Annotated in this window: 22 protein-coding genes; 11 read left to right on the forward strand and 11 right to left on the reverse strand. The window is 48.3% G+C overall.

What is annotated here, in order from left to right; all coding sequences use genetic code 11:
* Positions 1-10: 10 nt before the first annotated feature.
* The 3 genes from B2X65_RS07390 to B2X65_RS07400 are packed head-to-tail and all read left to right on the forward strand — an operon-like array spanning position 11 to position 2,959.
* Positions 11-913 (forward strand): glycosyltransferase, encoded by a 903-nt coding sequence (locus B2X65_RS07390; RefSeq protein ID WP_290611642.1) that lies wholly within the window; start codon positions 11-13, stop codon positions 911-913.
* On the forward strand, positions 913-2,277 hold the full coding sequence (locus tag B2X65_RS07395) for an O-antigen ligase family protein (protein WP_290611644.1): 1,365 nt from the start codon (positions 913-915) through the stop codon (positions 2,275-2,277). Before B2X65_RS07390 ends, B2X65_RS07395 begins: the two co-directional genes overlap by 1 nt.
* Entirely contained in the window at positions 2,261-2,959 is a 699-nt protein-coding gene (locus B2X65_RS07400; RefSeq protein ID WP_290611646.1) for a hypothetical protein, read from the forward strand. The genes B2X65_RS07395 and B2X65_RS07400 overlap by 17 nt, the downstream gene beginning before the upstream one ends.
* On the opposite strand, the gene B2X65_RS07405 is transcribed toward B2X65_RS07400, so the two are convergent.
* Positions 2,956-4,179 (reverse strand): MFS transporter, encoded by a 1,224-nt coding sequence (locus B2X65_RS07405; RefSeq protein WP_290611648.1) that lies wholly within the window; start codon positions 4,177-4,179, stop codon positions 2,956-2,958. The two genes, B2X65_RS07400 and B2X65_RS07405, sit on opposite strands and share 4 nt — an antisense overlap.
* A gap of 132 nt (positions 4,180-4,311) precedes the next feature.
* Here B2X65_RS07405 and B2X65_RS07410 point away from each other — a divergent pair, with 132 nt between their 5' ends.
* Positions 4,312-5,304, forward strand: a complete 993-nt coding sequence (locus B2X65_RS07410; RefSeq protein ID WP_290611650.1) for an amidoligase family protein — start codon at positions 4,312-4,314, stop codon at positions 5,302-5,304.
* Entirely contained in the window at positions 5,289-5,978 is a 690-nt protein-coding gene (locus tag B2X65_RS07415) for a gamma-glutamyl-gamma-aminobutyrate hydrolase family protein (RefSeq protein ID WP_290611651.1), read from the forward strand. Before B2X65_RS07410 ends, B2X65_RS07415 begins: the two co-directional genes overlap by 16 nt.
* A gap of 51 nt (positions 5,979-6,029) precedes the next feature.
* Here B2X65_RS07415 and rrtA read toward each other — a convergent pair whose 3' ends face one another.
* On the reverse strand, positions 6,030-6,629 hold the full coding sequence (gene rrtA, locus B2X65_RS07420) for a rhombosortase (RefSeq protein WP_290611653.1): 600 nt from the start codon (positions 6,627-6,629) through the stop codon (positions 6,030-6,032).
* 164 nt (positions 6,630-6,793) lie between these two features.
* Between rrtA and ggt the strand changes: the two genes are divergently transcribed.
* Together ggt and B2X65_RS07430 are read left to right on the forward strand one after the other, a co-directional pair.
* Entirely contained in the window at positions 6,794-8,545 is a 1,752-nt protein-coding gene (ggt, locus tag B2X65_RS07425) for a gamma-glutamyltransferase (RefSeq protein ID WP_290611654.1), read from the forward strand.
* 44 nt (positions 8,546-8,589) lie between these two features.
* A complete protein-coding gene (locus B2X65_RS07430) occupies positions 8,590-9,333 on the forward strand; it encodes an enoyl-CoA hydratase-related protein (protein WP_290611655.1) in 744 nt (247 codons plus the stop codon).
* Between the two features lie 38 nt (positions 9,334-9,371).
* Here B2X65_RS07430 and B2X65_RS07435 read toward each other — a convergent pair whose 3' ends face one another.
* The gene (locus B2X65_RS07435) at positions 9,372-9,818 is read right to left on the reverse strand and encodes a hypothetical protein (RefSeq protein ID WP_290611656.1); all 447 of its coding nucleotides are present in this window, start codon (positions 9,816-9,818) and stop codon (positions 9,372-9,374) included.
* Between the two features lie 107 nt (positions 9,819-9,925).
* Positions 9,926-10,900: a cysteine synthase A gene (gene cysK / locus B2X65_RS07440; protein WP_290611657.1), complete on the reverse strand. Its 975-nt coding sequence runs from the start codon at positions 10,898-10,900 to the stop codon at positions 9,926-9,928.
* 125 nt (positions 10,901-11,025) lie between these two features.
* Here cysK and B2X65_RS07445 point away from each other — a divergent pair, with 125 nt between their 5' ends.
* The 3 genes from B2X65_RS07445 to B2X65_RS07455 all read left to right on the forward strand — a co-directional run bounded on the left by B2X65_RS07445 (position 11,026) and on the right by B2X65_RS07455 (position 14,314).
* Positions 11,026-11,871 (forward strand): AAA family ATPase, encoded by an 846-nt coding sequence (locus tag B2X65_RS07445; RefSeq protein WP_290611659.1) that lies wholly within the window; start codon positions 11,026-11,028, stop codon positions 11,869-11,871.
* A 185-nt stretch (positions 11,872-12,056) separates the two neighbouring features.
* Entirely contained in the window at positions 12,057-13,226 is a 1,170-nt protein-coding gene (locus tag B2X65_RS07450) for a vWA domain-containing protein (protein WP_290611660.1), read from the forward strand.
* A gap of 47 nt (positions 13,227-13,273) precedes the next feature.
* Positions 13,274-14,314: a sulfite exporter TauE/SafE family protein gene (locus B2X65_RS07455; RefSeq protein ID WP_290611661.1), complete on the forward strand. Its 1,041-nt coding sequence runs from the start codon at positions 13,274-13,276 to the stop codon at positions 14,312-14,314.
* A gap of 16 nt (positions 14,315-14,330) precedes the next feature.
* On the opposite strand, the gene B2X65_RS07460 is transcribed toward B2X65_RS07455, so the two are convergent.
* The 7 genes from B2X65_RS07460 to asnB form a co-directional block, all read right to left on the reverse strand.
* Positions 14,331-14,624, reverse strand: coding sequence for a DUF3297 family protein (locus B2X65_RS07460; protein WP_290611662.1), 294 nt, complete (start codon positions 14,622-14,624; stop codon positions 14,331-14,333).
* Positions 14,625-14,735: 111 nt separating this feature from the next.
* On the reverse strand, positions 14,736-15,626 hold the full coding sequence (gene atcC, locus B2X65_RS07465; protein WP_290611664.1) for a cold adaptation protein AtcC: 891 nt from the start codon (positions 15,624-15,626) through the stop codon (positions 14,736-14,738).
* A gap of 44 nt (positions 15,627-15,670) precedes the next feature.
* Positions 15,671-16,432 carry a cold adaptation protein AtcB gene (gene atcB / locus B2X65_RS07470; RefSeq protein WP_290611665.1) on the reverse strand — a complete coding sequence of 254 codons (762 nt, stop codon included), beginning with the start codon at positions 16,430-16,432 and terminating at the stop codon, positions 15,671-15,673.
* Complete coding sequence (gene atcA / locus B2X65_RS07475; protein WP_290611666.1) at positions 16,429-17,079, reverse strand: cold adaptation protein AtcA; 651 nt, start codon at positions 17,077-17,079, stop codon at positions 16,429-16,431. The genes atcB and atcA overlap by 4 nt, the downstream gene beginning before the upstream one ends.
* A gap of 61 nt (positions 17,080-17,140) precedes the next feature.
* Complete coding sequence (locus B2X65_RS07480; protein WP_290611668.1) at positions 17,141-17,422, reverse strand: J domain-containing protein; 282 nt, start codon at positions 17,420-17,422, stop codon at positions 17,141-17,143.
* A 131-nt stretch (positions 17,423-17,553) separates the two neighbouring features.
* Complete coding sequence (locus B2X65_RS07485; RefSeq protein WP_290611670.1) at positions 17,554-18,717, reverse strand: hypothetical protein; 1,164 nt, start codon at positions 18,715-18,717, stop codon at positions 17,554-17,556.
* Between the two features lie 199 nt (positions 18,718-18,916).
* Positions 18,917-20,581 (reverse strand): asparagine synthase B, encoded by a 1,665-nt coding sequence (gene asnB / locus B2X65_RS07490; protein ID WP_290611671.1) that lies wholly within the window; start codon positions 20,579-20,581, stop codon positions 18,917-18,919.
* A 202-nt stretch (positions 20,582-20,783) separates the two neighbouring features.
* Here asnB and B2X65_RS07495 point away from each other — a divergent pair, with 202 nt between their 5' ends.
* Positions 20,784-21,617, forward strand: a complete 834-nt coding sequence (locus tag B2X65_RS07495; RefSeq protein ID WP_290611672.1) for a DUF3025 domain-containing protein — start codon at positions 20,784-20,786, stop codon at positions 21,615-21,617.
* The last annotated feature ends 5 nt before the right edge of the window (positions 21,618-21,622 follow it).

A 21,622-nucleotide genomic window follows, 5' to 3' on the forward strand; every position in this document is an offset into this window, starting at 1 on the left:
GATGACAAACATGAGCGCTAAACAAGACTGGCCGTTAATTAGTGTCTATATGCCGACTTATAACCGGGTGCAAATGGCTATCCGGGCCATTGATTCGGTGCTGGCACAAGACTATCCCCACTTTGAACTACTGGTGGTCGATGACGCTTCTAAAGACGACACCTGGGTGACGCTGACCAATAAATATGGCAATGACGACAGGGTACGGTTTTTTCGCCAGAGCGAAGGCAAGGGAGCCTGTGCCGCCCGCAACCTGGCTATTTTCAATGCTAAGGGTGAGTTTGTTACCGGCATTGACGATGACGATGAGTTTTTGCCTCATCGTCTTAGCAGCTTGTACCGGGCTTACGATGCCCAGTATAGCTGTGTAAGTTCCGGTTATATCTGGGATTATGGCAGCGTGCAGAAAACTTTATTTGCCAAAGATGAGATGGTGACCCTGAGCAGTTTGCTTGATTTACATACCTTATCGAATCAGGCTCTGGTAACGCGAGACAGGATGCTGCAATTACAGGGTTTTGATGAAAACCTGGCCGCGTTTCAGGACTATGATATGTGGGTAAGAGTGGTCGCACAGTTTGGGCCGGCGCGGCGCATCAGTGATGCCAGTTATAAAGTAAATGTGGGGCACGAACTTGGCCGGATCACGAATTCACCAAAACGCTTAGACGCCCACAAGCAGTTTGTTGCCAAACACCGGGCTTTGATGAGTGAGCGCAATTTACAAAACCAGATGTTTTACCGGTTGATGATGGAAAAACAACCGTTAGGTTTACTGGAGTTGCTGCGCCAATGCCGCTTTGGTTTGCAAAAGTTAAAGTGGCGATATTATCTTAAGCAAAAAATGGCTCGTCTCAGCAGTTTGCGTATTCGGGTGTTCAGCAAGGGGCTTGCCGGATTATTTAAAAAGTAATGCTGCAACTGCACTTCCCTGGGTCAGCATCGCCGTTACCCCTGCCTGAACTGGCAGCTAAAAGCTGGCCGGCGATATTACTATTTTATCTGGCGCCCTGGTTTTTACTGGTGGACAGTATCAGTGGCGCCTTGCAATCGTTGCCACTGGCGTTGCCGTGGTCACTGTTTTATAAAGCAGTGTTGCTGACTTTATTGGTTTGGCAATTGATCCTCTGGCGCGACAAAGCCTTGCTGCTGTTAGTAGGGTTGCTGTTATTAGCGCTGACAGGCCCGTTATACAGCTATCTGACATTGCCGGTGCTGCAGAACGCAGGTGCGGCAGGGTTTGCTGGTAACGAACTTCCAGTGTTGTTAAAGGCCCTGGCACCGTTACTGGCGTTTCGTTTTTACCAGCAGTTTTGTGCGCGGTATCCTGTTGGTTTTACCGTAATGACAGACCGGCTGATGCTATTGAGTTTTCTTGTTATTCAACTGAACCTGGCACTGGGACTGGCCGGTTTTGGTGATACCGCTTATCAGCCAATGGATAATGTTGCGCAGTCATTTTTAGGGTTAAAAGGCTTTTTTTACTCAACCAATGAATTAGCTGCTGTGCTACTGGTGGTCAGTGGCTGGTTGTTATGGCGCAGCTGGCCGCTAAACAAAGCCTGCTTTGTTGCCGTTAGCCTGCTAACGATCGGCAGTGCTATATTGCTGCTGACGAAAACCGGCCTGCTAGGTAGCGTGCTGCTGGTAACCTTTATTCCTTTATTGAGCGCACGGCCCGGTTTCTGGCGGCAACACCGTAAAATCTTACTAAGCTGTCTGCTACTGCTCTTAAGCGCAGTGCTGTTACTGTTGTGGTACGCAGAGCCAGTGCTACGCGCGGCCGGGATATATGACAAACTGGCTTATGCTTACCAGCAGCGGGGCGTGGCAGGTATTGTATTGTCATCCAGAGATTTGTATTTAACGGTGATCTGGCAGCAGACAGAACAACACTATAGCGGGTTACACCGCTTGTTTGGGGTAGGAGTCGCCGGCGTGAGTGTCTTGCTGAAAAAATACTTTATTGAAATTGACCTGTTTGATCTGATGGTATTCTACGGCATTGCGGGGGCGCTGATTTTTGGCCTGACATTCGGCCACTTTATTTATGCTTGCAGTCGTCGCTTGTATGAACACCCATTAGCCGCAACGGTGTTGTTTATTAATGTGTTATTACTGGGGGTGTCGATGTTTGCCGGCCATATTCTGACGTCGGGCATGCTGTGGCTACCCTGGGCGTTGCTCAATGCTGCGGTATTTAATCAGCGGCTTATTTCACCGTTAGCCAGCACCATGCCAAACGTTGCACGAGGGCCAGATGAAAGACTTACTTGAACCTTTTTTATATCCACAGAATATTTTTTTGTATGCTTTTTTAGTTGCGTGTGTTTTTTATCGCAAAAAAGGCCTGTGGCTATTACTGCTGGGGTTTTATCTGGCGGGAAATACTTATTTCGCCAATATGGTACGAAGCCACTACGCTGGCCAGATTGGCGGCAGCAGTCTGCCACAAAGTAACAGCACCTATGTGGTACTGGGGTGTGGTGGCTCGACCGAGACATTGCCAGCTTGCGCAATGGCCAGACTGGACCGGCTGGGACAAACCTTGGGCGGACAGACAGCGGCGGTGATTATCACTACCCGCCATTGTCAGCCCTATCAGGATTATTTGCTCAACCAGCAATCCCAGCCCCTGGTAGTGGATTGTTTTGATGCCGGCGATAACACCTATCAGGAGTTTAGTCAGTTAAGTAGACGGCTCGGTAAGCAACAACGTCTGCAAGTGGTTACCAGCGATTTTCATGGTTGGCGGGTAACTAAACTTATCGGTTATCACCAGTTAAATGCGGGTTTAACGACGGTAAGCAGCCAAACCTTTCGCCCACTGAACTGCCACCTGAATTGCATGTTTACCGTTAACCTCAGTAATTATGATTTATACAGCAAACTGATTGCAGAATATGCCAGTTACCTTGTCTGGCGTGTTAGCGTTAGTGCCGGAATATGGCAGTCTTAATCATCATTCAGGGCGTTGTTAATCATGGTTTGGGTAACCTGAGTCGGCGACACCGCATTAGAGTGAGGTCGCTGACTGGTATGGCGCCGGAAGCAATAATGATAAAACGCCATGAGTGCGACAATAGCGGGTAGCAGGCCAATAAAATAGAAAAATACGGCGCTGCCAAACTGGTCAAGCAGTAATCCGGATAACATTAAACCGCCGATAGCACCTAAGCCATTAGCTCGGATAAGCACGCTGCTGGCTGCAACCATCTGTCGTTTTGCCAGATGATCATTCGTATGGGCAATTGCCATAGAATACAGCGGCAAAAATAACGCACCAAAAATATAACAAGCCAGATACAGCTGCCAACCGCTGGCGGCAGTTAGCTGCGCCAGCCAGACTGCGACCGTACTGGCGCCAAATCCACACACCGTCATAATCAGCTTGCGGTCAAAACGATCTGACAACTTACCTAATTGAAACTGCATACACAGACAACCGAAGATAAATATGGCCATCAGGCTGGCGATATTAAGTAGCGGTAAACCCAACCTGGAAAAATAGACCGGCCCAAAACCAAACATCGAGGCGTAACCAAATTGCAAAATAAAGCAGCCCAGCACGCCCAGTGGCACCATTTTTAATAGCTGACGAACCGGCATTTTTTCAGCTTGCTGAAACGTCGGGGCCGGCGTTTTGGTGATTAACAGCGGAATGACTGCGGCACTTATTAACACTGACACCAGACTGAACTGAATAAAATCCCGAGGGTCGCCAACTGTAATGAGAAACTGGCCCAGGCCAATACCGCCGAATAACATTGATACATATAAAGACAGCAGTGTGCCGCGGTTCTGATTGTCTGCTTTATCATTTACCCAGCTTTCGGCAATCACAAAAATAGCAGAGAAACAAAAACCTGATAGTAGCCGTAGAAAAAACCAGGCGTAGGTATTAACCCAGATAGCATGCAGCAAAATGCTGATAGAAGCCATTGACGCCAAGGCAGCAAAGGCCCGGATATGACCTACCCGCATAATCATTTTTGGGGCACGGATTGACCCCAGCAAAAAACCAATAAAATACCCGGCCAGCATCAAGCCAATACTGACACTGGCGAAGCCTTCCAGTTCAGCGCGCAGCGATAGTAACGTGTTCTGCAAGCCTGTCGTCATACCGACAATGGCGACGCCAAGAAACAGTGGCCAGCTAGATTGCAAAAGTGTTTTCAAAACTATTCTTTCCTGATGACCAAAGTGGCTAGTTTAACCTAAAGCTTGTGGTATTGCCGCATTTAGCCAGTTTGTTGACAAGGCTTAGCCGGTACTTTAGGCTATTTTTCAGTAACTAAGCACGAGGTGAATTTGTCCAGTAAAACTGCTTTTAAGACGTTACCGTGGCAAACAAGCCATCGTGAAAAGCCCAGACGCTTTGGGATTGAAATAGAATTCAGTGGCCTGGAGCTGCATGACGTGCAGCAATTGGTTGCCACGCATTTATCGCTCAGCGCTGAAGAGAGCGGTCGTTATCGTTACAAAATTAGCGGCGATCCGGCAGGTGACTGGCTGGTAGAGCTCGATTTTCAGTTGTTAGCTAAAATGGGTGAACAAAAATTTAAAGCTGACTCGATAACAGATAATGTGCAGGAGTCGCTGGAGTCGATGCTGGCCGCAGTGGCCAAACAATTGGTGCCGGTGGAATTAGTCACGCCGCCGTTGTCATTTGCACAGCTTAATACTGTGGCTGAACTTATTGCAAAATTGCGCGAAGCAGGTGCAAAAGGCTCGTCTGAGTCGCTACGTTATGCGTTTGGTTTGCAACTAAACCCTGAGATCCCCGCGGCAGACGAAAATGTGTTACTACGTATTATTCAAGCTTTTGTCTGTTTACAGCCCTGGCTGCGGCAACGTGAAAATATCGATTTTATTCGGAATCTTACCTCTTATATTGAGCCTTACCCAACAGCGTATCAGCAGAAAATTCTTGATAAAAATTATCAGCCCAGCCTGGCTAAATTAATAGATGACTATCTGGAGTTTAACCCCAGTCGCAACCGGGCGTTGGATTGCCTGCCGTTGTTTTTGCACCTCGACAAAGAGCGGGTCAGAGCGGTTACCGATAATAAACTGATTAAAGCACGGCCTGCTTTCCACTACCGGTTACCCAGCTGTGAAATTCATCAGGCTGACTGGAGCTTACAACGTGCCTGGGATGGCTGGGCTCAGGTTGAAATGCTGGCATATGATCAGAAACGTTTGCAACAGTGCATGGCAGCTTACCAGCACTACATGGCAAAGATCGGCAGTTCAAAGAAGTCCTGGGTAAGCGAGGTAGAGCAGCAATGGCTAAACCTGTAATTGCCATAACCGGTCCGGAGCGTGGCGCATTCGGGCCAAGAACCCTTGTTGCCATTGCGGTCAGGTGGTACGGCGGAGTACCGCTGCAATTAAAGCCATCAAGTAAGCTGTCAGCTAAGCGGTTTGATGGGGTGGTCATTACCGGTGGCCATGATGTTGATCCGGTTTTGTATGCAGCTGAGGCAGAAGTGCAGCCAAAGTACGATCAGGCGCGGGACGAACTGGAAATGGCAGTAATTAAAAAAGCAGAAGCTGAGCAATTACCCATGCTGGGAATTTGTCGCGGTGCACAGTTATTGAACGTGAGTCGGGGAGGCAGTTTATTTCAGCAATTAACCAAGCAACGGCAGCATACGTCAATGCGCTGGACCGTGTTACCGCTTAAAACTCTGTGTCTGGAACAGACTGATTCTGCTTTACAAAAGATTTTTCAGTGTCGCAAAGCCCGGATAAACAGTTTACATAATCAGGCAATTGATAAGCTTGGTAAGGGCTTGAAGATTGTTGGTCGTGATCTGGACAATATTGTCCAGGCGGTGGAGGACCCATCACGTCAGTTTGTGATGGGAGTGCAGTGGCATCCGGAGTTTTTAATTTTTATTCGGCGCCAACGCCATTTATTTAAAGCGGTGGTCAGCGAGGCGCGGCGCCGTCTTGCGGATACTGCAAGTTGATTCTTGTTTAGAGCGCTCAACAATACGTTTAGGCTCTGCGCATGAGTGTAATCAAGATATAGGCTTTTTACGCAGCTTAGCGTTAATCATTACAAAACTAAATAATAACGCGCCGCCAATAACACCGTATAAATGGGCATCAATTGCCACGGTAGCACTAATTAACTGGCCTAACTGCGGGTCTGGTCCCTGAAATTGTTCATAGATTATTTTTGCCAGAATACCTAAAGTAAGCAGCACGCCGCCGGTTTTGCCGGTTTTAATGTCCAGTAGTGCCCCAAAAAACAGCAAGCCATGCAATACTCCGGATAATCCGACGTACCGTTGAATGTCGGGTTGAAACCAAAACATCAGGCTACTGATCAGCACCGCGTTAAACAGCAGCTGCCACACTAACGCTAGTTGGCGTTGATAACCGGCATGCAGCAGCATAATGACCAGCAAACCGCCGCCATTTAATAGCAGGTGGTAAAAGTTTGAATGGAGCAAATGGCCGCTGATTAACCGCCATGCTTCGCCACTGGCGACGTTCGCTTGTTGGTAGGTCAGCGTTTGTTGCATCGGTTCTGGTAGCATAAAGGCTAGAATGGCCAGTAATAACAAGAGATAAAAAGGGCCAAAACCTGCTTTAGCGTTAAATAATGGCTGCATGCTCGCCTGAAATTAAAGTAAGAGTAAGAATAGCGCTATCCAAAACTAATTTGTAAGCGATATCAAGTTGTATTTCGCTGAACGCCTTGATCAGCCGTTGAACACGCTTGATCTGCTGCACGCTTCTGGTTAGGGTGTAACGCTGCATCCAATGGGAAAAAAATATGAAACCGTTTTATCTGTTGTTGACAAGTTTTACTCTGCTATTGGTCAGCGAATGTGCAACAGCAACAGCGCCGGTGCAGCAGGAAACCCGTGAGCCTGAGGCTGCTACCGGTTTAACTGAGCAGCAATTAATCCGCAGTAAGCAGGCGATGGTCGCTGCGGCACATCCTTTAGCGGTGGCGGCTGGCCAGCGTGTACTGGCCAAAGGCGGCAGTGCTATTGATGCCGCTATCGCCACGCAGTTAATGTTGGGGCTGGTAGAGCCGCAAAGTTCTGGCATTGGCGGCGGCGCCTTTATTTTACACTGGCAAAAAAACGGCCAGCGCTTAACCAGCTTTGATGGCCGTGAAACTGCTCCGGCCCTGGCTAATGAGAGATTATTTACTGATGATGGTAAAACACTGGACTGGCGAAGCGCCTATGTGGGCGGCAAGTCAGTGGGGGTGCCCGGCGTTTTAAAAGCCCTTGAACAAGCGCATCAGCAGTATGGCCGGTTGTCTTGGTCTGAGTTGTTTACCGATGCAATTGAGGCTGCCGAACAAGGTTTTAATGTGACCCCACGCATGGCCAAACACCTTAAGATGGGCTGGAATGAGGGCGTTAAAAACCTGGCACCAGCCAAGGATTATTTTTATCCCAATGGCCAACCATTGAAGGCCGGTCAACAGATCACTAATCCTGCGTATGGCAAATTACTCAGAGCGATTGCTGCAGAGGGTGTCAGTGCCTTTTATCAGGGAGCAAATGCCCAGGCGCTGGTGGCCACAGTGCGCGGCGCAGCTATCAACCCTGGACAATTATCCCTACAGGACTTAACCAATTATCAGGCAATTGAGCGCGAGGTGTTATGCCAGCCGTACCGCCAGTATCAGGTGTGCGGTATGGCACCACCTAGTTCAGGCGGCATAGCGGTGTTGCAAATACTGGGTATTTTATCTGAATTTGAATTAGCCAAAATGCCAGCGAATTCGCTGCAGGCTGTACATCTTATCAGTCAGGCAGCCCGGTTGGCATTTGCTGACAGAGAGCGCTATTTAGCTGATCAGGACTATAGTCCGGTGCCGGTTGCCGGTTTACTTGACCCCGCTTATTTAGCCAGCAGGGCAAAGCTGATTAACCCGCAACAAAACCTGACTGACGTTAGTGCTGGTCAGCCAGCCGGTGCAAAGCCTCTGGCAGATGCGGCTGCAATTGAGTTTGAAAATACCAGTCATTTGTCGGTGGTGGATCAATATGGTAATGCAGTCAGCATGACCACCAGTATTGAAAATGTATTTGGCTCGGGCTTGATGGTAAATGGTTATTTATTGAACAATCAACTTACTGACTTTAGTTTACAAGCAGAAATTGACGGTAAATTAGTGGCGAATCGGGTGCAGGGCAACAAACGTCCACGCAGTTCTATGGCGCCAATGATGGTGTTTGATAACGACAACAATCTGACTTTATTAACCGGTTCGCCCGGGGGCAGCAGAATTATTAATTATGTTGCGCAAAATCTGGTGGCCGTGCTTGATTGGAATATGGATTTGGAGCAAGCAGTTAATTTACCGCGCTTTACCCATCGTAATGATTATCTTGCGTTAGAAGCTGGCACCCCGTTGGCAGCATTAGCACCTGCTCTGCAAGCCATGGGGTACCAGGTTAAAGTGCAGGATCTTAATTCGGGTATTCATGCAATAGAGATTACGCCCGTCGGGCTGCATGGGGCTGCTGATCCAAGACGGGAAGGAACAGCGGCTGGCTTCTGATATCATTGATTGAGTAAGTAGAAAAGCAGAATAAGAGCAAAATTATGAGTGTACAGATAACGCAGAATGATGCTGGCGTGCTAACGCTTAGCCTGCAGCGACCAGATAAAAAAAACGCGATTAGCCTGGCGATGTATAACCAGCTGACTGAAGCGTTGCAGAAAGCCAGCAGAGATCCCGCCGTCAAAGTAGTGGTCTTGCAGGGTTCGGATAGCTGTTTTTCCAGTGGCAATGATTTAAAGGACTTCCTCAGGGCAGGTGAGCTTGATGCCCATCATCCTACCGTCGCGTTCTTATACCAGCTAAACGCGTTCACCAAGCCAATAGTGGCCGCAGTGGCCGGGTTGGCAATTGGTATTGGCACGACAGCTTTACTGCACTGTGACCTGGTGTATGCTGCACCGGGGTGTCGCTTTCAAATGCCATTTAGTCAGTTAGGATTATGTCCGGAGGCGGCATCAAGCTTGTTGCTACCGCAACTGGTCGGCTACCAGCGCGCAGCCCAGTATCTGTTGTTAGGGGAGGCGTTTGATACCGAGCAGGCGGTGGCCATGGGACTGGTGAACCAACAAGTCGATAGCACAGCGTTACTGGCCTTTGCTGCGGATAAAGCCCTGCAACTGGCCATGTTACCTGCTGAGGCCGTGCAACAGAGCAAAGCGTTACTTCGTGGCAAAGTAAAACGTAAAGCCGATAAGGTTATTGCTACAGAGCTTGAGGTTTTTGGCCAATTGCTGAAAAGTGATGCATGTCAGCAGCAGCTGCAGGGCTTTTTCACAAAAAAATAATACGGCAAATGCATCGCACTCTTTTTGCCTGATAGGGCTCAGTAAGTTGCGGTGCTGCTAAACGGATCGACTTTTACTTCTGTTACCAACCACTTACCGCTTTTTTTTACCAGGCTGACTGTTCGCAGGTTATCCATTTTTTTACCGTCGCGCTCACCGCTAAATACCAGAGTAATATCCGCGTTTTCATCATATTGCTGGCGCAAGTTCTGACCACTGCGGTTTACTTCAATCGTGACCGTATCGTAAGACATGTTCATCAGTGTTCTGCCAACCTGGCGCGGCGTTACGTAAGAATCTAACAGAGCGGCAAATTCATCAGTACTTAAACTTTTGGCTTTTTCCAAGTCTTTATCATTGTAAAGCGCATGAAAAAACTCGGTGGCAATATGCTCAGGGGTACCCCAGTGTGTGTTGCTTGTTGGTTTTTCTTTACAAGCGCAGAGCAGCGTTACGCTAAGGAGAATTAGCAGTATCATTTTCATCAGCGGCTAACCTTTGTGACATACTATGATGGCAGTGTGGAATTTTATTCAGTCAGTGTAAAGAGAAAAGGCCGCATTAAGCGGCCTGTATTACAGCAAACCTGAGCTTAAGGCTGAAGTTCCTGCTCAGTAAATATGTTAGCAAACAGCGGACTGGATAAATAACGCTCAGCAGCACTGGCCAGAATAACCACAATATTTTTACCGGCATTTTCCGGTTTCGCTGCCTGGCGCTGCGCTGCGATTAACGCGGCACCAGATGAAATACCGGCCAGAATACCTTCTTCTTTCATCAGGCGGTGGGTGGCGGCAAAGGCGTCTTCACTGCTTACTGTTTCGACTTCATCAATCAATGATAAGTCGAGGTTGCCTGGAATAAAACCGGCGCCGATACCCTGAATTTTATGCGGTCCGGGCTTAATTTCTTCGCCGGCTTTGGCCTGGCTGATCACCGGAGACTCAGTCGGCTCTACCGCAACAATGTGCACCGGCATTTTCTTCACTTCTTTTAAATAACGGCTGACGCCAGTGATGGTGCCGCCGGTGCCAACGCCGGCGATAAAAATATCTACTTTACCGTCTAAATCGTTAAAAATTTCCGGACCTGTGGTATCCACGTGAATTTGCGGGTTGGCCGGGTTCTCAAATTGCTGTAGCAACACATAACGGTTTGGATCTGACGCCAGAATTTCATGCGCTTTTTCAATTGCGCCTTTCATGCCTTTAGGGCCTTCTGTCAGCACTAAGTTAGCACCCAACGCTTTTAACAGCTTACGCCGCTCGAGGCTCATGGTAGCAGGCATCGTCAGGGTGAGTTTATACCCCCGGCTGGCGGCAACAAATGCCAGAGCAATACCGGTATTACCTGAGGTTGGCTCAATAATTTCTTTGTCGGCCGTGAGAACACCACGCTTTTCAGCATCCCAGATAAGTGCAGAGCCTAAGCGGCATTTAACACTGAAGCTGGGGTTACGTGATTCAATCTTCGCGTAGACATTGGCACCACCAGTAATGGTCCGGTTTAATTTGACCAGAGGGGTGCGACCGATAGACAATGAGTGGTCTGCAAATACGTTTGCCATAAAAAGCTCCAATTACAATGATAATGCTGCTAAGAATACGCCAGCAGCATAAAAGATGAAGTAGCGTTTGGCTATAACTTATATCATTTCACTTTAGCTGAAAATTTTACCGCAAGAGGATGAAGATGGCCTTTGAAAGTACTGACAATTATATCGTATCGACTGAGCTTGGCCTGGCGGTTAACGCAGCGGTAACGCTGCAGAAACCATTACTGATTAAAGGCGAGCCGGGCACAGGTAAAACGAGATTGGCGGAAGAGCTGGCCCAGAGTCTTAATACTGAGCTTATTCAGTGGCATATCAAGTCCACAACTAAAGCTCAGCATGGTTTGTATGAATATGATGCCGTATCGCGGCTGCGCGACAGCCAACTGGGTAGTGACAAGGTGCAGGATATTGGCAACTATATTCGTCCAGGCAAATTATGGCAGGCCTTTACCGCAGCGAAGCGGCCAGTGTTGCTGATTGATGAAATTGACAAGGCCGATATCGAGTTTCCAAACGATTTGCTGCACGAACTGGACCAGATGGCGTTTTATGTCCATGAAACAGGCGAGCAGATACGTGCAGTTGAACGGCCAATCGTTATCATTACCTCGAACAATGAAAAAGAGCTGCCCGACGCCTTTTTGCGCCGCTGCTTTTTTCACTATATTCGCTTTCCTGATGCGCAAACGCTGCGCTCGATTGTGGCGGTGCATTACCCTGATATTCAACAACAGCTGCTTAGCACTGCGCTGGAAATATTTTTTGAGCTGCGCGAATTACCGGGATTGAAGAAAAAGCCCTCTACCTCTGAGCTGTTGGACTGGTTAAAGCTGTTGTTGGCAGAAGATATCCCGGCCAGCGTGTTAACTGATAAACAGCAAAAAGGCGGGCTGATGCCAATGTTTGGCGCGTTACTGAAAAACGAGCAGGATGTTGCCCTGGTTGAAAAGCTGGCGTTTTTAGCGAAGCGTCAGGGACGTTAAGGGATGTTTGTATCATGTGTTTTGTTCGCAGGGTTGAATGTAATACTGATGCGAGCAGAGGGCCAGAACCTTGTTTCGGTCGGCGCAGAGTGTCTGAGTGAGGGCGCGAGCCCGAGCGAGTTGCTGCGACGAGCCGGGGCAAGTGTTGTTGCCCTTAGCGATTCGACAGCGCCAAGGCAAACAATATGTTAATTGATTTCTTTTTTACTCTGCGTAAATACGGCTTAAAAACCAGTATTACCGAGCTGCTGGATTTACTCAACGCCTTAAAACAGCAAGTGATCTTTGCCGATACCGAGGCGTTTTATCAGTTATCCCGGTTATGCCTGGTCAAAGATGAAACGCAGTACGACAAGTTTGACCGCGCCTTTGCCGATTATTTTGAAGGTGTAGCTGAGGTCGATATTGCCGCCAGTATTCCGCCCGAATGGCTGGTGCCGGAAGCGCTGCGTAAGTTAAGCGATGAAGATAAAGCGAAATTGCAAGCACTGGGCGGGCTGGATAAATTACTGGAAACCTTACGCGAGCGCTTAGCCGAGCAGCAAAAAAAACATGCCGGTGGCAATAAGTGGGTTGGCACCGGCGGCACGTCACCCTTTGGCGCTTACGGTTTTAACCCGGAGGGAGTGCGCATTGGCCAGCAGGGCAGTGGCCAGCGCCGGGCTGTGAAAGTGTGGGATAAGCGTGAGTTTAAAGATTTAGACACCGACGGCGAACTCAATAACCGCAGTATTAAACTGGCATTAAAGCAGCTACGTAAATTCGCCCGTACTGGAAGCGAGACCGAGCTGGATTTGCAGGGTACCATTCAGGCAACGTCGGAGCAGGCGGGCTGGCTGGACTTGCGCTTTATTCGTGAGCGGCATAATGCCATAAAGTTATTGGTCTTTTTTGACGTTGGCGGTTCAATGGATGACCATATTGAGCAATGTCAGAAGCTGTTTGCTGCGGTTAAAACAGAGTTTAAACATCTGGAATTTTTCTACTTTCATAACTGTGTTTATGAGGGCGTTTGGCGTGACAATAAACGACGTTACACTGAGCAGATAAAAGTGGACGATATTATTCATACCTATGGCAGCGACTATAAACTGATATTTGTCGGCGATGCCACCATGGGCCCTTATGAAATAGAGTATCCGGGGGGCAGTGTCGAGCATTTTAATGCGTTGCCCGGTAAAGTCTGGCTGCAGCGGTTACTTAATCAATACCCGAAAGCAGTATGGCTTAACCCACAACCACAGCAATGGTGGCAACACTACTTTTCCATTGACCAGATTAGTCAGATCATGACTAAACGCATGTTTCCATTAACGCTGGACGGCCTTGGTGGCGCTATTAAAACGCTTTTATAAAGGTTGGGTTAATCAGGCAGTGACGTAATTAAGCAAGGATAAACAGCATGACATTACAGCGGCCCCTGAAAAGCCGGTTGTGGATTTGGTTATTATGGCTGGCAGGTTTTTACGCTGTCTGGCTATACCTTGTTGCCGGGTTAGGGTATTGGTCTACTGCCGCTGCGCACTGGCCGATGGCCGTCGCAATGACCATTGGCAGCTATGCGGCAGGCTCGACCCCGATGGGCGGCGGTACAGTCGGCTTTCCGGTGCTAGTATTGTTATTTGAACTTCCTGCCAGCCTGGGCCGGGATTTCAGCTTTGCTATTCAATCTATAGGTATGACCAGCGCCGCAATATTTATTCTGGCCAGACGCCAGCCGCTAGCCTGGGCCACTTTGAACGGCGCGATTCTAGGTGCATTGTTCGGTACGCCTTTTGGTATTTTCTTTATTGCACCTTATGTGCCTGAATTGTGGATAAAACTGCTGTTTGCCGTGGTTTGGGCCAGTTTCGGCTTACTGCATTTATGGCGTTTAAATGAAATTGCCGGCCACAGCGGCATCACCGACTTTGATGAAAAATGGGATTTTAAACTCGGGCTCTGGATTGGTGTGCTGGCGGGCGCTACTGTGGCCGCCGTTACGGGTGTTGGCATTGATATGGTGCTGTACACCGCACTTGTACTGTTGTGCCGGGCTGACTTGAAAATTGCCATTCCTACCTCAGTGGTGATTATGGCGTTTACCTCGGTGCTCGGGGTGCTTGTTAAAATCGTGTCGGGGCAGGGGCTGGCCCCGGGCGTGTTTGAAAACTGGCTGGCCGCGGCACCGGTAGTGGCAATAGGTGCGCCGCTTGGAGTCTTTATTGTGGCCATAATTGGCCGTAAACCGACGCTGCTGGTGGTGGCAACATTATGTGTTGGGCAGTTTATCTGGACCTTGTATGCAGAGCAGCAGCGGCTTGGCCTGAGCGGTATGTTACTGGCAGGCCTGGCCGTACTGGCTTGTCTGGCTGGCTTCGAATTACTGCGCCGTTGGGGGGCGATACTGGTGGGTGAGAAAACTGCCAAAGCTCAAGCTAAAGCGTTAGCAGCCAATAGTTAAGTGTCTGTTACTTCACTTAACGGTAAAAAGCTTCAACCTTGCCTTTTACTTTCATTAGTAACGGCTGGCCACGACGGTCTACCGCCTTACCTGCAGCCACTTTTACCCAACCTTCGCTAATGCAATATTCTTCCACATCAAAACGCTCTTTGCCGTTTAGCCTGATACCGACATCATGTTTAAAAACATCTGCATTGTAATGTGGGCTGCGCGGGTTCACCGACAGCTGATCAGGAAGCTGTGGCTGGGTTGCCAGCTCATCAGTTACTGTAGCAGTGGTTGCGGTATTGTTAGTTGTGGTATCAGTCATAGCGTTAGTCTTCGCAAATTAAAAGTGCGTCATTGTAGGCAAAGCCAGCAAGGTGCTCAAGTGTGTTCAACACAAATTACACCACAAAGCCATTTTACCAGACCGGGCTCTTTATAATTCCAGGTACTGCGGCCAGCCTAGTAGCGGATTAGTCAGACCTTGTTTACCTTCAAACGCGTCCAGCTTTTCGGGTGACGCGTCTTTTTTTGCAAGGGCCTGGTAATCTTTGGCAAAGCTTAAGGTGCGTGCCAATGCTGGCACAAAATGCTGACCTAAATCGGCGCGAATAGCCTCTGCATTGGCCGCAGGCAACTCGGCCAGGGTAGCTTCGGTTTGCAGTGCAAAAAACGTGTCGTTAAACCAGTGTTGTTGCAAGGTAATGCTATGCAGTCGTTTTTTTAAATCCTGGCGTACTTTGTCGCCACCGGTCAGGGCGCGATAAAATACTACTTCGGCTAATACCTCTTCTAAGCTGAAATGCTCAAACTCATCAAAATGACTGCGGGCGTAAAATTGCTGCTGCAGTAGCTGCATACTCTGGTTGCGCCGGTGCTCAATTAAGGCCTGCTGATAATGTTGCCAGCCACTCCAATCTTCTGCATCGGGTGGGCTGGATACCTGCTGCAGTAGCTGCTCTTCCACGTCACCATATAATGACTTGCTGCTGCTTCTGCTAACGGTGTTTAGCATGCTCCAGCCTTTCTGAAACGGCTTTACCAGGCCTTCGGGTGCCAGTAGCAGGGCCAGAGCACGTTGCTTATCGTGGTCTGCCAGCTCCAGTAAACCCAGGCTCACTATCCCAATAACGTCATGTGCGGCTTGTTCCAGCAGGTGCATTTTATATTTATTATAAAATTTATCAGCAAACTTCAGGCTCATCAGCACCGCTTTGCTTTTAATCTGGCTAAGCTGTGCAGTATTTAGCTGCTCGGCTGCCAGTGCACCGCTGATCACCTGACTTAAAAACGGCCCTGTGCTGCCATCACGTAACATTAACTGCATGGTTTTCCCTGCTTCCCTGCCAATAAAGGCAGGTTAGATAACGGTTAGTCTAAAAAGCTGAACATATCGTCCACTTCGGCAAATTCATCTTTCGCCTGGTTTTTCTCTTTGGCTTGCATTACCAGCTCGGTGGCGAATTTATTAATAATGCCTTCCCAGCCTGAATTTTCATTGCGAATAAGCGCTTTAATAGCCTGTTCTACCCGGGGCGCCAGCTGCCGGATAAGCGCCAGCAAGCTGCGTGGATCGTCAATACCAAGACCATGCGCATCTTCATTCATCTGCCGCTCGGTGTAGCGCACGGCTTCTTCTAAGTCTTCTTCTTCGTCATGCAGCATATCGTGCAGACCATCGTCATCAGTAATAGCTTCACCGCGGTACAACTCAATAAAAGGGATAGACAAATAAAACAAGCCGGCCGGATCTTCTGCCACACACTCTAAAATTTCAGCTTGTTTCTCTTCGTTGTCCTGGGTGCGGATAAGATAGGTTAAAAAATCAAAAGTATGTTGCTGTAGCTCGTCAGCATTATTTTTGATTTTCTCTTCCCAGTACAATGGCTGTTGACAGACGATATCGCGGATCCGCTCCGGGCTCATCAGCTCGGAAATAATGGACGGAAACGAAATATCGTGCTGGCTGTTCATTTGGGTAAGGGTGACGATATCAATATTTTCAATCACCTCAACCAATTGCTCATCGCTCATGGTATTGGCAATTAATTCAAATTTTTTGCTGGCCTGTTTCGGCTCAATAACGGCCAGCTCTTTAATTTCGGCAACCGCAATTTCAATCAAATTAGTCATTCAGGTTTCTCTCTGTTAAAGCGAATGTCATCGTATTGGTTGTCATAACCTGGCTCGTCGCTATCAACGCCATCGTTAAAGCCGTTATCGTCATTGTTGTCATCGTTGCTATAGCCATCACTGTCGTAGCTTTCATTGCTGTAATTGTCGCTGCTAAAATCATCCTCTGGCGCCAAATCGTCCATATCAGCTTGCCCGTCATCAGCATCTGGACGATGCTGGCCAGCACTGCGCCCGCCGCCATTGGTATTAAGCTTGTCACCATGCGCCATTAAAAATAATACCGCGCAGCTTTCTATTAGCATGGGCTCTGAGTATGCCCGAATTGCTTTTACCAGTTCTACATCAGCGTTATTAAAGGCGGCGGATGTTTTAAACTCATCCCAGCTTGGGGCTGTGCCGGTATTAAGCCACTGCTGCCATTTAGCCTGAGCTGCCGCCGGGAATTTTACCCGGCCAAATAGCGCTACCGGCAGATATTCCGGTAATGATTCCAGCAGTTTGGGGTCGCGCAACAATACCGCCTTCATTTTCGCGGTATATTGTTCCAGCGCTTTCGGGGTTTCTGGATCCAGATAAGATTCAATATTTTCTCTGGCATCTGTTTGCAGGGCGCGAATGCGCTTTAAATTAAGTTTTGTAGCCATAGCGGGGTGACGACCTGTTTAAGTAAAAGTTCAAACCTATGTTAAAGATAATAGCAGTTTGTCAGTAGTAGTGATCCCACAGTTCCTGCATGGCGGCGGCAGGGTCGGTTACAATGACATTATTAAAGTCTTTTATAAAAGCGCTTTTTAGTTTTGGATCTGACAACACTTCATAGGCCTGCTTAATCCGTTGCAGCTGAGTTGCAGCCAGTTCTTTCTCTTCATCGCTTTGCCCCAGCAATTTATCCGGGTGGTAGCGATTAGACAGGCGTTTATAGGCTTTTTTAATATCGTCATCGCTGGCATTGGTTTTAATGCCAAGCACGCGAAAGTGGTTAATCATAGTGTATCCTGCAACACGGTTATTTTAGCGGTATCGTAAGCTGGCAAAATTAACTAAACCAACAGCACATTTCCTGGCCGGCAATGATAGCAGAAGGTATCGATGCTACCTAGCGCTGGTTAGCGGCATGTTCAGGGTTGAATAAACCAGCGTGGGTCGGTGTTTAATTGAAAAAGCAGCGGTGAAAACTGTTTATAATTTTCGCTGTTGGCCTGGCATTGAATGTTGTCAGGGTATTTGCTTTTCCATGGGTCATTAACCAGATAAACCTGATCTCCTGCTACCGCTACCCCTTCAATTGAGGTGTTTTTGAGTTTTTCATAAGCCGGACAGGACTTATCTGTAGCGTTTTGGGCGGTGCTTTGCACTTTGGTCAGGCTGACCGGCGGATTCGGCGCATAAAATTGCAGTTGCTGCACAAAAGGTGCTTGCTGCTGGCTGATGTCGATAACCCATATTTCATCATCATTGCGCGCGGCCGCGACCAGGTAACCCGGATGGGTGCTATCCGGGTGTGGCAAGTAATCCAGACCATTAATAGGATGGTTGTTTGCATCAGGCACAGGCAGTACAAAACCAGTGTCGCGCACTGCGACAAACTCCTGAAGCTGCCAGAAGTCATTGTTATAGGGTGTCACAAAAATCATTGGCGCATTTGCCAGGTTTTTTTCCAGTGCCAGATACAAATTAGCGTTGTTATCTATTGCCAGCCCTTCAATTCCATCATTGGCAAAATTGCCCACCTTCGCCTGCTCTGGAAACTGTACCGGCCGTACTGCAACAATTTCGGCTTTGCTCAGGGCTTTATCAGTTTTAATTTTAACCAGCAATGTTGGGTATGGCGTGGAGTGGGTCGCCTGATAGCGCCTGGCGCATTCAGGGCTAAGTTGATAGTCAGACGAGTCTTCGGTAACGGTGATCAAAGTGGTGTCATCCTGTCGGTCCCAGGTTAACGACTCCCAGTCAGGATAGGCAGCTAATAAGGCGCCAAAACAGCCTTTAGTTAGCGACTCAGCCACTGTTATGTTAACGGGCGCGGCCGTCAGTTGGCCGGTCGTCGGGTTAATCTTTAATAAGACATTGCGCTGGGGCATGGCAGCACTATTATCCCCGATATGAATGAGTTCGTTATGACGCAGGGTTAAGCCAGAGCTTTGCGGGTCAACCAGCCGATGCCCATCTGTATCACTGAGCCACTGGCCGCGTAAATGCAGTTCATTGGCCAGGGCACTGGGGCTTAAACTGCCAAAAACTAATGTCAGAGCGCTTGCGATGAACAAAGTAGATACGTGCATAGTGTCAGCTCCTGACAGTTGTTAGTGATTAAGTTGTCAGTGATTACTATAAAATAACTGATTATCATCCAAATGTTAGCCGATATTGTGCCAGTTAATTACCGTCTCGAATATATCGCGCTGATAAATAAAACAGGTCACGCCAAGGTGACCTGTTTTATTAACCGAATGGTTTACTTATGGCAACGTTACCGGTGAACTAGTAACCCTGAGTGTGAACATCCCGCACGGCCCGGCCGGACGGGTCAGTCATTTCTGCCATTTTGGCATCCCAGGCTAATGCTTCCGGGGTAGAGCAGGCGACCGATTTACCACCAGGTACACAGCTAATAGCACCGGCATGCGGGAAGTGCTCCTCAAAAATCACCCGGTAGTAGTAGGCCTCTTTGCTATCGGGCGTATTAACCGGGAAGCGGAAGCTGGCAGTGGCCATTTGCTGATCGCTGACTTCTTTGCCGGCATGCGCTTTTAAGCTGTCTATCCAGTTGTAGCCCACGCCATCAGAGAATTGCTCCTTCTGGCGCCACAAAATTTCCTTGGGCAATAAACCATCAAACGCCTGGCGCAGAATATGTTTCTCCATTTTGCCATTGCCACACATTTTCGCCTGTGGGTTTAAGCGCATGGCGACATCCATAAACTCTTTATCGAGAAAGGGCACCCGGGCTTCGATACCCCAGGCCGACATGGCTTTGTTAGCCCGGTTACAGTCGAACATATGTAATCGCTTTAGTTTGCGTAAGGTTTCTTCATGAAACTCTTTAGCATCTGGCGCCTTATGAAAATACAAATAGCCACCGAAAATTTCATCTGCGCCCTCACCCGACAGTACCATTTTAATGCCCATGGCTTTAATTTTGCGGGCCATCAGATACATCGGGGTAGAAGCCCGAATAGTAGTGACGTCATAGGTTTCCAGAAAATATATAACGTCCCGTAGCGCGTCGAGTGCCTCTTGCACCGTAAAATGCACCGTATGATGCACGGTGCCAATCGCATCGGCTACTTTCTGGGCGGCAGCCAGATCCGGAGATCCCGGTAAACCCACTGCAAATGAGTGCAAACGCGGCCACCATGCCTCAGACTGGTCGTTATCTTCTACCCGGCGTTTGGCATACTGCTGGGCAATAGCTGAGATTAATGAGGAATCCAGGCCGCCAGATAGCAAGACGCCATAAGGCACATCTGACATAAGGTGGGTTTTGACACTGTGTTCCAGTGCCGCCTTTAATTCAGTCTCGCTGGCAGGGTTGTCTTTAACGGCATCAAAACTTTGCCAGTCACGGCTATAATAACTGCGTAGCTCGCCTATTTTGCTGTCAAAGTAATGTCCGGGGGGAAACTCTTTAATCTGCTTACAGACCGGCACCAGCGCCTTAAGCTCAGAGGCTACGAATAGCTGGCCGTTTTCGTCATAGCCATAATACAGCGGGATAATGCCGATATGATCGCGAGCGATAAGATAGCGGCTTTGTTCTGCATCGTACAAAATAAAGGCGAACATACCGTGCAACTTATCCAGGAAGTCGGCGCCATGTTCTAAATACAGCGGCAGAATAACTTCACAATCAGATTTGGTTTTAAACGGGTAAGGCGTAGCAAGCTCTTTTTCGAGTTGCTTATGATTGTAGATCTCACCATTCACTGCCAGAATGTGATTTCGATTATCATTAATAAGCGGTTGGGCGCCGTTTTCAGTATCTACAATTGCCAGACGCTCGTGCACCAGAATGGCATTATCGTCATTCCAAATACCTGACCAGTCAGGACCGCGATGACGTAATAACTTAGATAACTGCAGCGCCTGCTGGCGCAACGCTTTGACATCAGTACTGATGTCAAGCACCCCAAATATCGAACACATGATAACCTCTATTAATTAATTTCGAATAAACACTTTTATACCCAAAAGATTTCGAAAGACGATGGGTAGTTTTGGCAGTATGTACGTCTAAACGTACTTCCTGAATGTGCCATGCCGGCATAAAATTGCAAGCGCTTTTTTGCGCTTTAGCTAAGTAATTCGCGCTGAAAACGTTCAGCCCCAGCAACAGAAACTATACGCTATGCTAAAAAATGAGGTAAAAAACCGTTTTATGCCGCCACCATGGTGGGACGCTGAGTGTGTTTCAGGTAATCCGATCTTTGCCGACCTGGAGCAGTTTTTTGATATTAGCAGGCGCGACGCCGCACCAGATATAGCCTGGCTTAATCAGTTTGCGCCAACCACAGCGGTAAGGTTTGTTGATAATGAATCGCTAAGCGCTGACGGTCGCTATTACGAAGCGTATATTTATGCAACCGGACAAGTGCCTACCCGAAGCGATAACTGGCATGACTTTTTTGGCGGATTAATCTGGTGTTTGTTTCCAAAGACTAAAACGTTGCTTAATCAGCTGCATATGGCCGAGATAACCAAGCACGGGGCAAAGCAGCGCAGTAAGCTGCGCAATAAGCTGACCTTGCTGGATGAGTGCGGGGTCATTATCTGCCTGGAGCCTGCTATGCCGCAGCATGCAACGCTGCTGCGCAACCATCAGTGGCAACACACCTTTGTGACGCAGCGCAGTGACTGGTGGCAGGGCGTCAGGCCGGTTATTTTTGGCCATGCTATCTATGAAATGGCCACCCGGCCCTTTTTAGGCTTAACCGCAAAATGCCTGTTTATCGATGTCCCGGCAGGATTTAGTCACTGGTCTTTAACAGATGCTTACAGTTTTCTTGATCAGAAATTGCAGCAACAAATTGCTAACGGCGGGTTACTTCTTGATAATGGGCAATTGACTCCATTGCCATTATTAGGGGTGCCTGGTTGGTGCAGTGCTAATATCAAGACCAGCTTTTATCAGAATACGGATTATTTCCGACCGGTTTCAACAAAAAAATCAAGCAACGATTAGGAAGC

This window comes from Arsukibacterium sp. UBA3155, assembly GCA_002364615.1.
Lineage (GTDB): Bacteria > Pseudomonadota > Gammaproteobacteria > Enterobacterales > Alteromonadaceae > Alishewanella.

What these genes read in the sequence shown, in the direction of transcription:
- B2X65_RS07390 (WP_290611642.1), top strand. Translation starts at nt 11, where the DNA reads ATGAGCGCTAAACAAGACTGGCCGTTAATTAGTGTCTATATGCCGACT.
- B2X65_RS07395 (WP_290611644.1), top strand. Translation starts at nt 913, where the DNA reads ATGCTGCAACTGCACTTCCCTGGGTCAGCATCGCCGTTACCCCTGCCT.
- B2X65_RS07400 (WP_290611646.1), top strand. Translation starts at nt 2,261, where the DNA reads ATGAAAGACTTACTTGAACCTTTTTTATATCCACAGAATATTTTTTTG.
- B2X65_RS07415 (WP_290611651.1), top strand. Translation starts at nt 5,289, where the DNA reads ATGGCTAAACCTGTAATTGCCATAACCGGTCCGGAGCGTGGCGCATTC.
- rrtA (WP_290611653.1), bottom strand. Translation starts at nt 6,629, where the DNA reads ATGCAGCCATTATTTAACGCTAAAGCAGGTTTTGGCCCTTTTTATCTC.
- ggt (WP_290611654.1), top strand. Translation starts at nt 6,794, where the DNA reads ATGAAACCGTTTTATCTGTTGTTGACAAGTTTTACTCTGCTATTGGTC.
- B2X65_RS07430 (WP_290611655.1), top strand. Translation starts at nt 8,590, where the DNA reads ATGAGTGTACAGATAACGCAGAATGATGCTGGCGTGCTAACGCTTAGC.
- B2X65_RS07435 (WP_290611656.1), bottom strand. Translation starts at nt 9,818, where the DNA reads ATGAAAATGATACTGCTAATTCTCCTTAGCGTAACGCTGCTCTGCGCT.
- cysK (WP_290611657.1), bottom strand. Translation starts at nt 10,900, where the DNA reads ATGGCAAACGTATTTGCAGACCACTCATTGTCTATCGGTCGCACCCCT.
- B2X65_RS07445 (WP_290611659.1), top strand. Translation starts at nt 11,026, where the DNA reads ATGGCCTTTGAAAGTACTGACAATTATATCGTATCGACTGAGCTTGGC.
- B2X65_RS07450 (WP_290611660.1), top strand. Translation starts at nt 12,057, where the DNA reads ATGTTAATTGATTTCTTTTTTACTCTGCGTAAATACGGCTTAAAAACC.
- B2X65_RS07455 (WP_290611661.1), top strand. Translation starts at nt 13,274, where the DNA reads ATGACATTACAGCGGCCCCTGAAAAGCCGGTTGTGGATTTGGTTATTA.
- B2X65_RS07460 (WP_290611662.1), bottom strand. Translation starts at nt 14,624, where the DNA reads ATGACTGATACCACAACTAACAATACCGCAACCACTGCTACAGTAACT.
- atcC (WP_290611664.1), bottom strand. Translation starts at nt 15,626, where the DNA reads ATGCAGTTAATGTTACGTGATGGCAGCACAGGGCCGTTTTTAAGTCAG.
- atcB (WP_290611665.1), bottom strand. Translation starts at nt 16,432, where the DNA reads ATGACTAATTTGATTGAAATTGCGGTTGCCGAAATTAAAGAGCTGGCC.
- atcA (WP_290611666.1), bottom strand. Translation starts at nt 17,079, where the DNA reads ATGGCTACAAAACTTAATTTAAAGCGCATTCGCGCCCTGCAAACAGAT.
- B2X65_RS07480 (WP_290611668.1), bottom strand. Translation starts at nt 17,422, where the DNA reads ATGATTAACCACTTTCGCGTGCTTGGCATTAAAACCAATGCCAGCGAT.
- B2X65_RS07485 (WP_290611670.1), bottom strand. Translation starts at nt 18,717, where the DNA reads ATGCACGTATCTACTTTGTTCATCGCAAGCGCTCTGACATTAGTTTTT.
- asnB (WP_290611671.1), bottom strand. Translation starts at nt 20,581, where the DNA reads ATGTGTTCGATATTTGGGGTGCTTGACATCAGTACTGATGTCAAAGCG.
- B2X65_RS07495 (WP_290611672.1), top strand. Translation starts at nt 20,784, where the DNA reads ATGCTAAAAAATGAGGTAAAAAACCGTTTTATGCCGCCACCATGGTGG.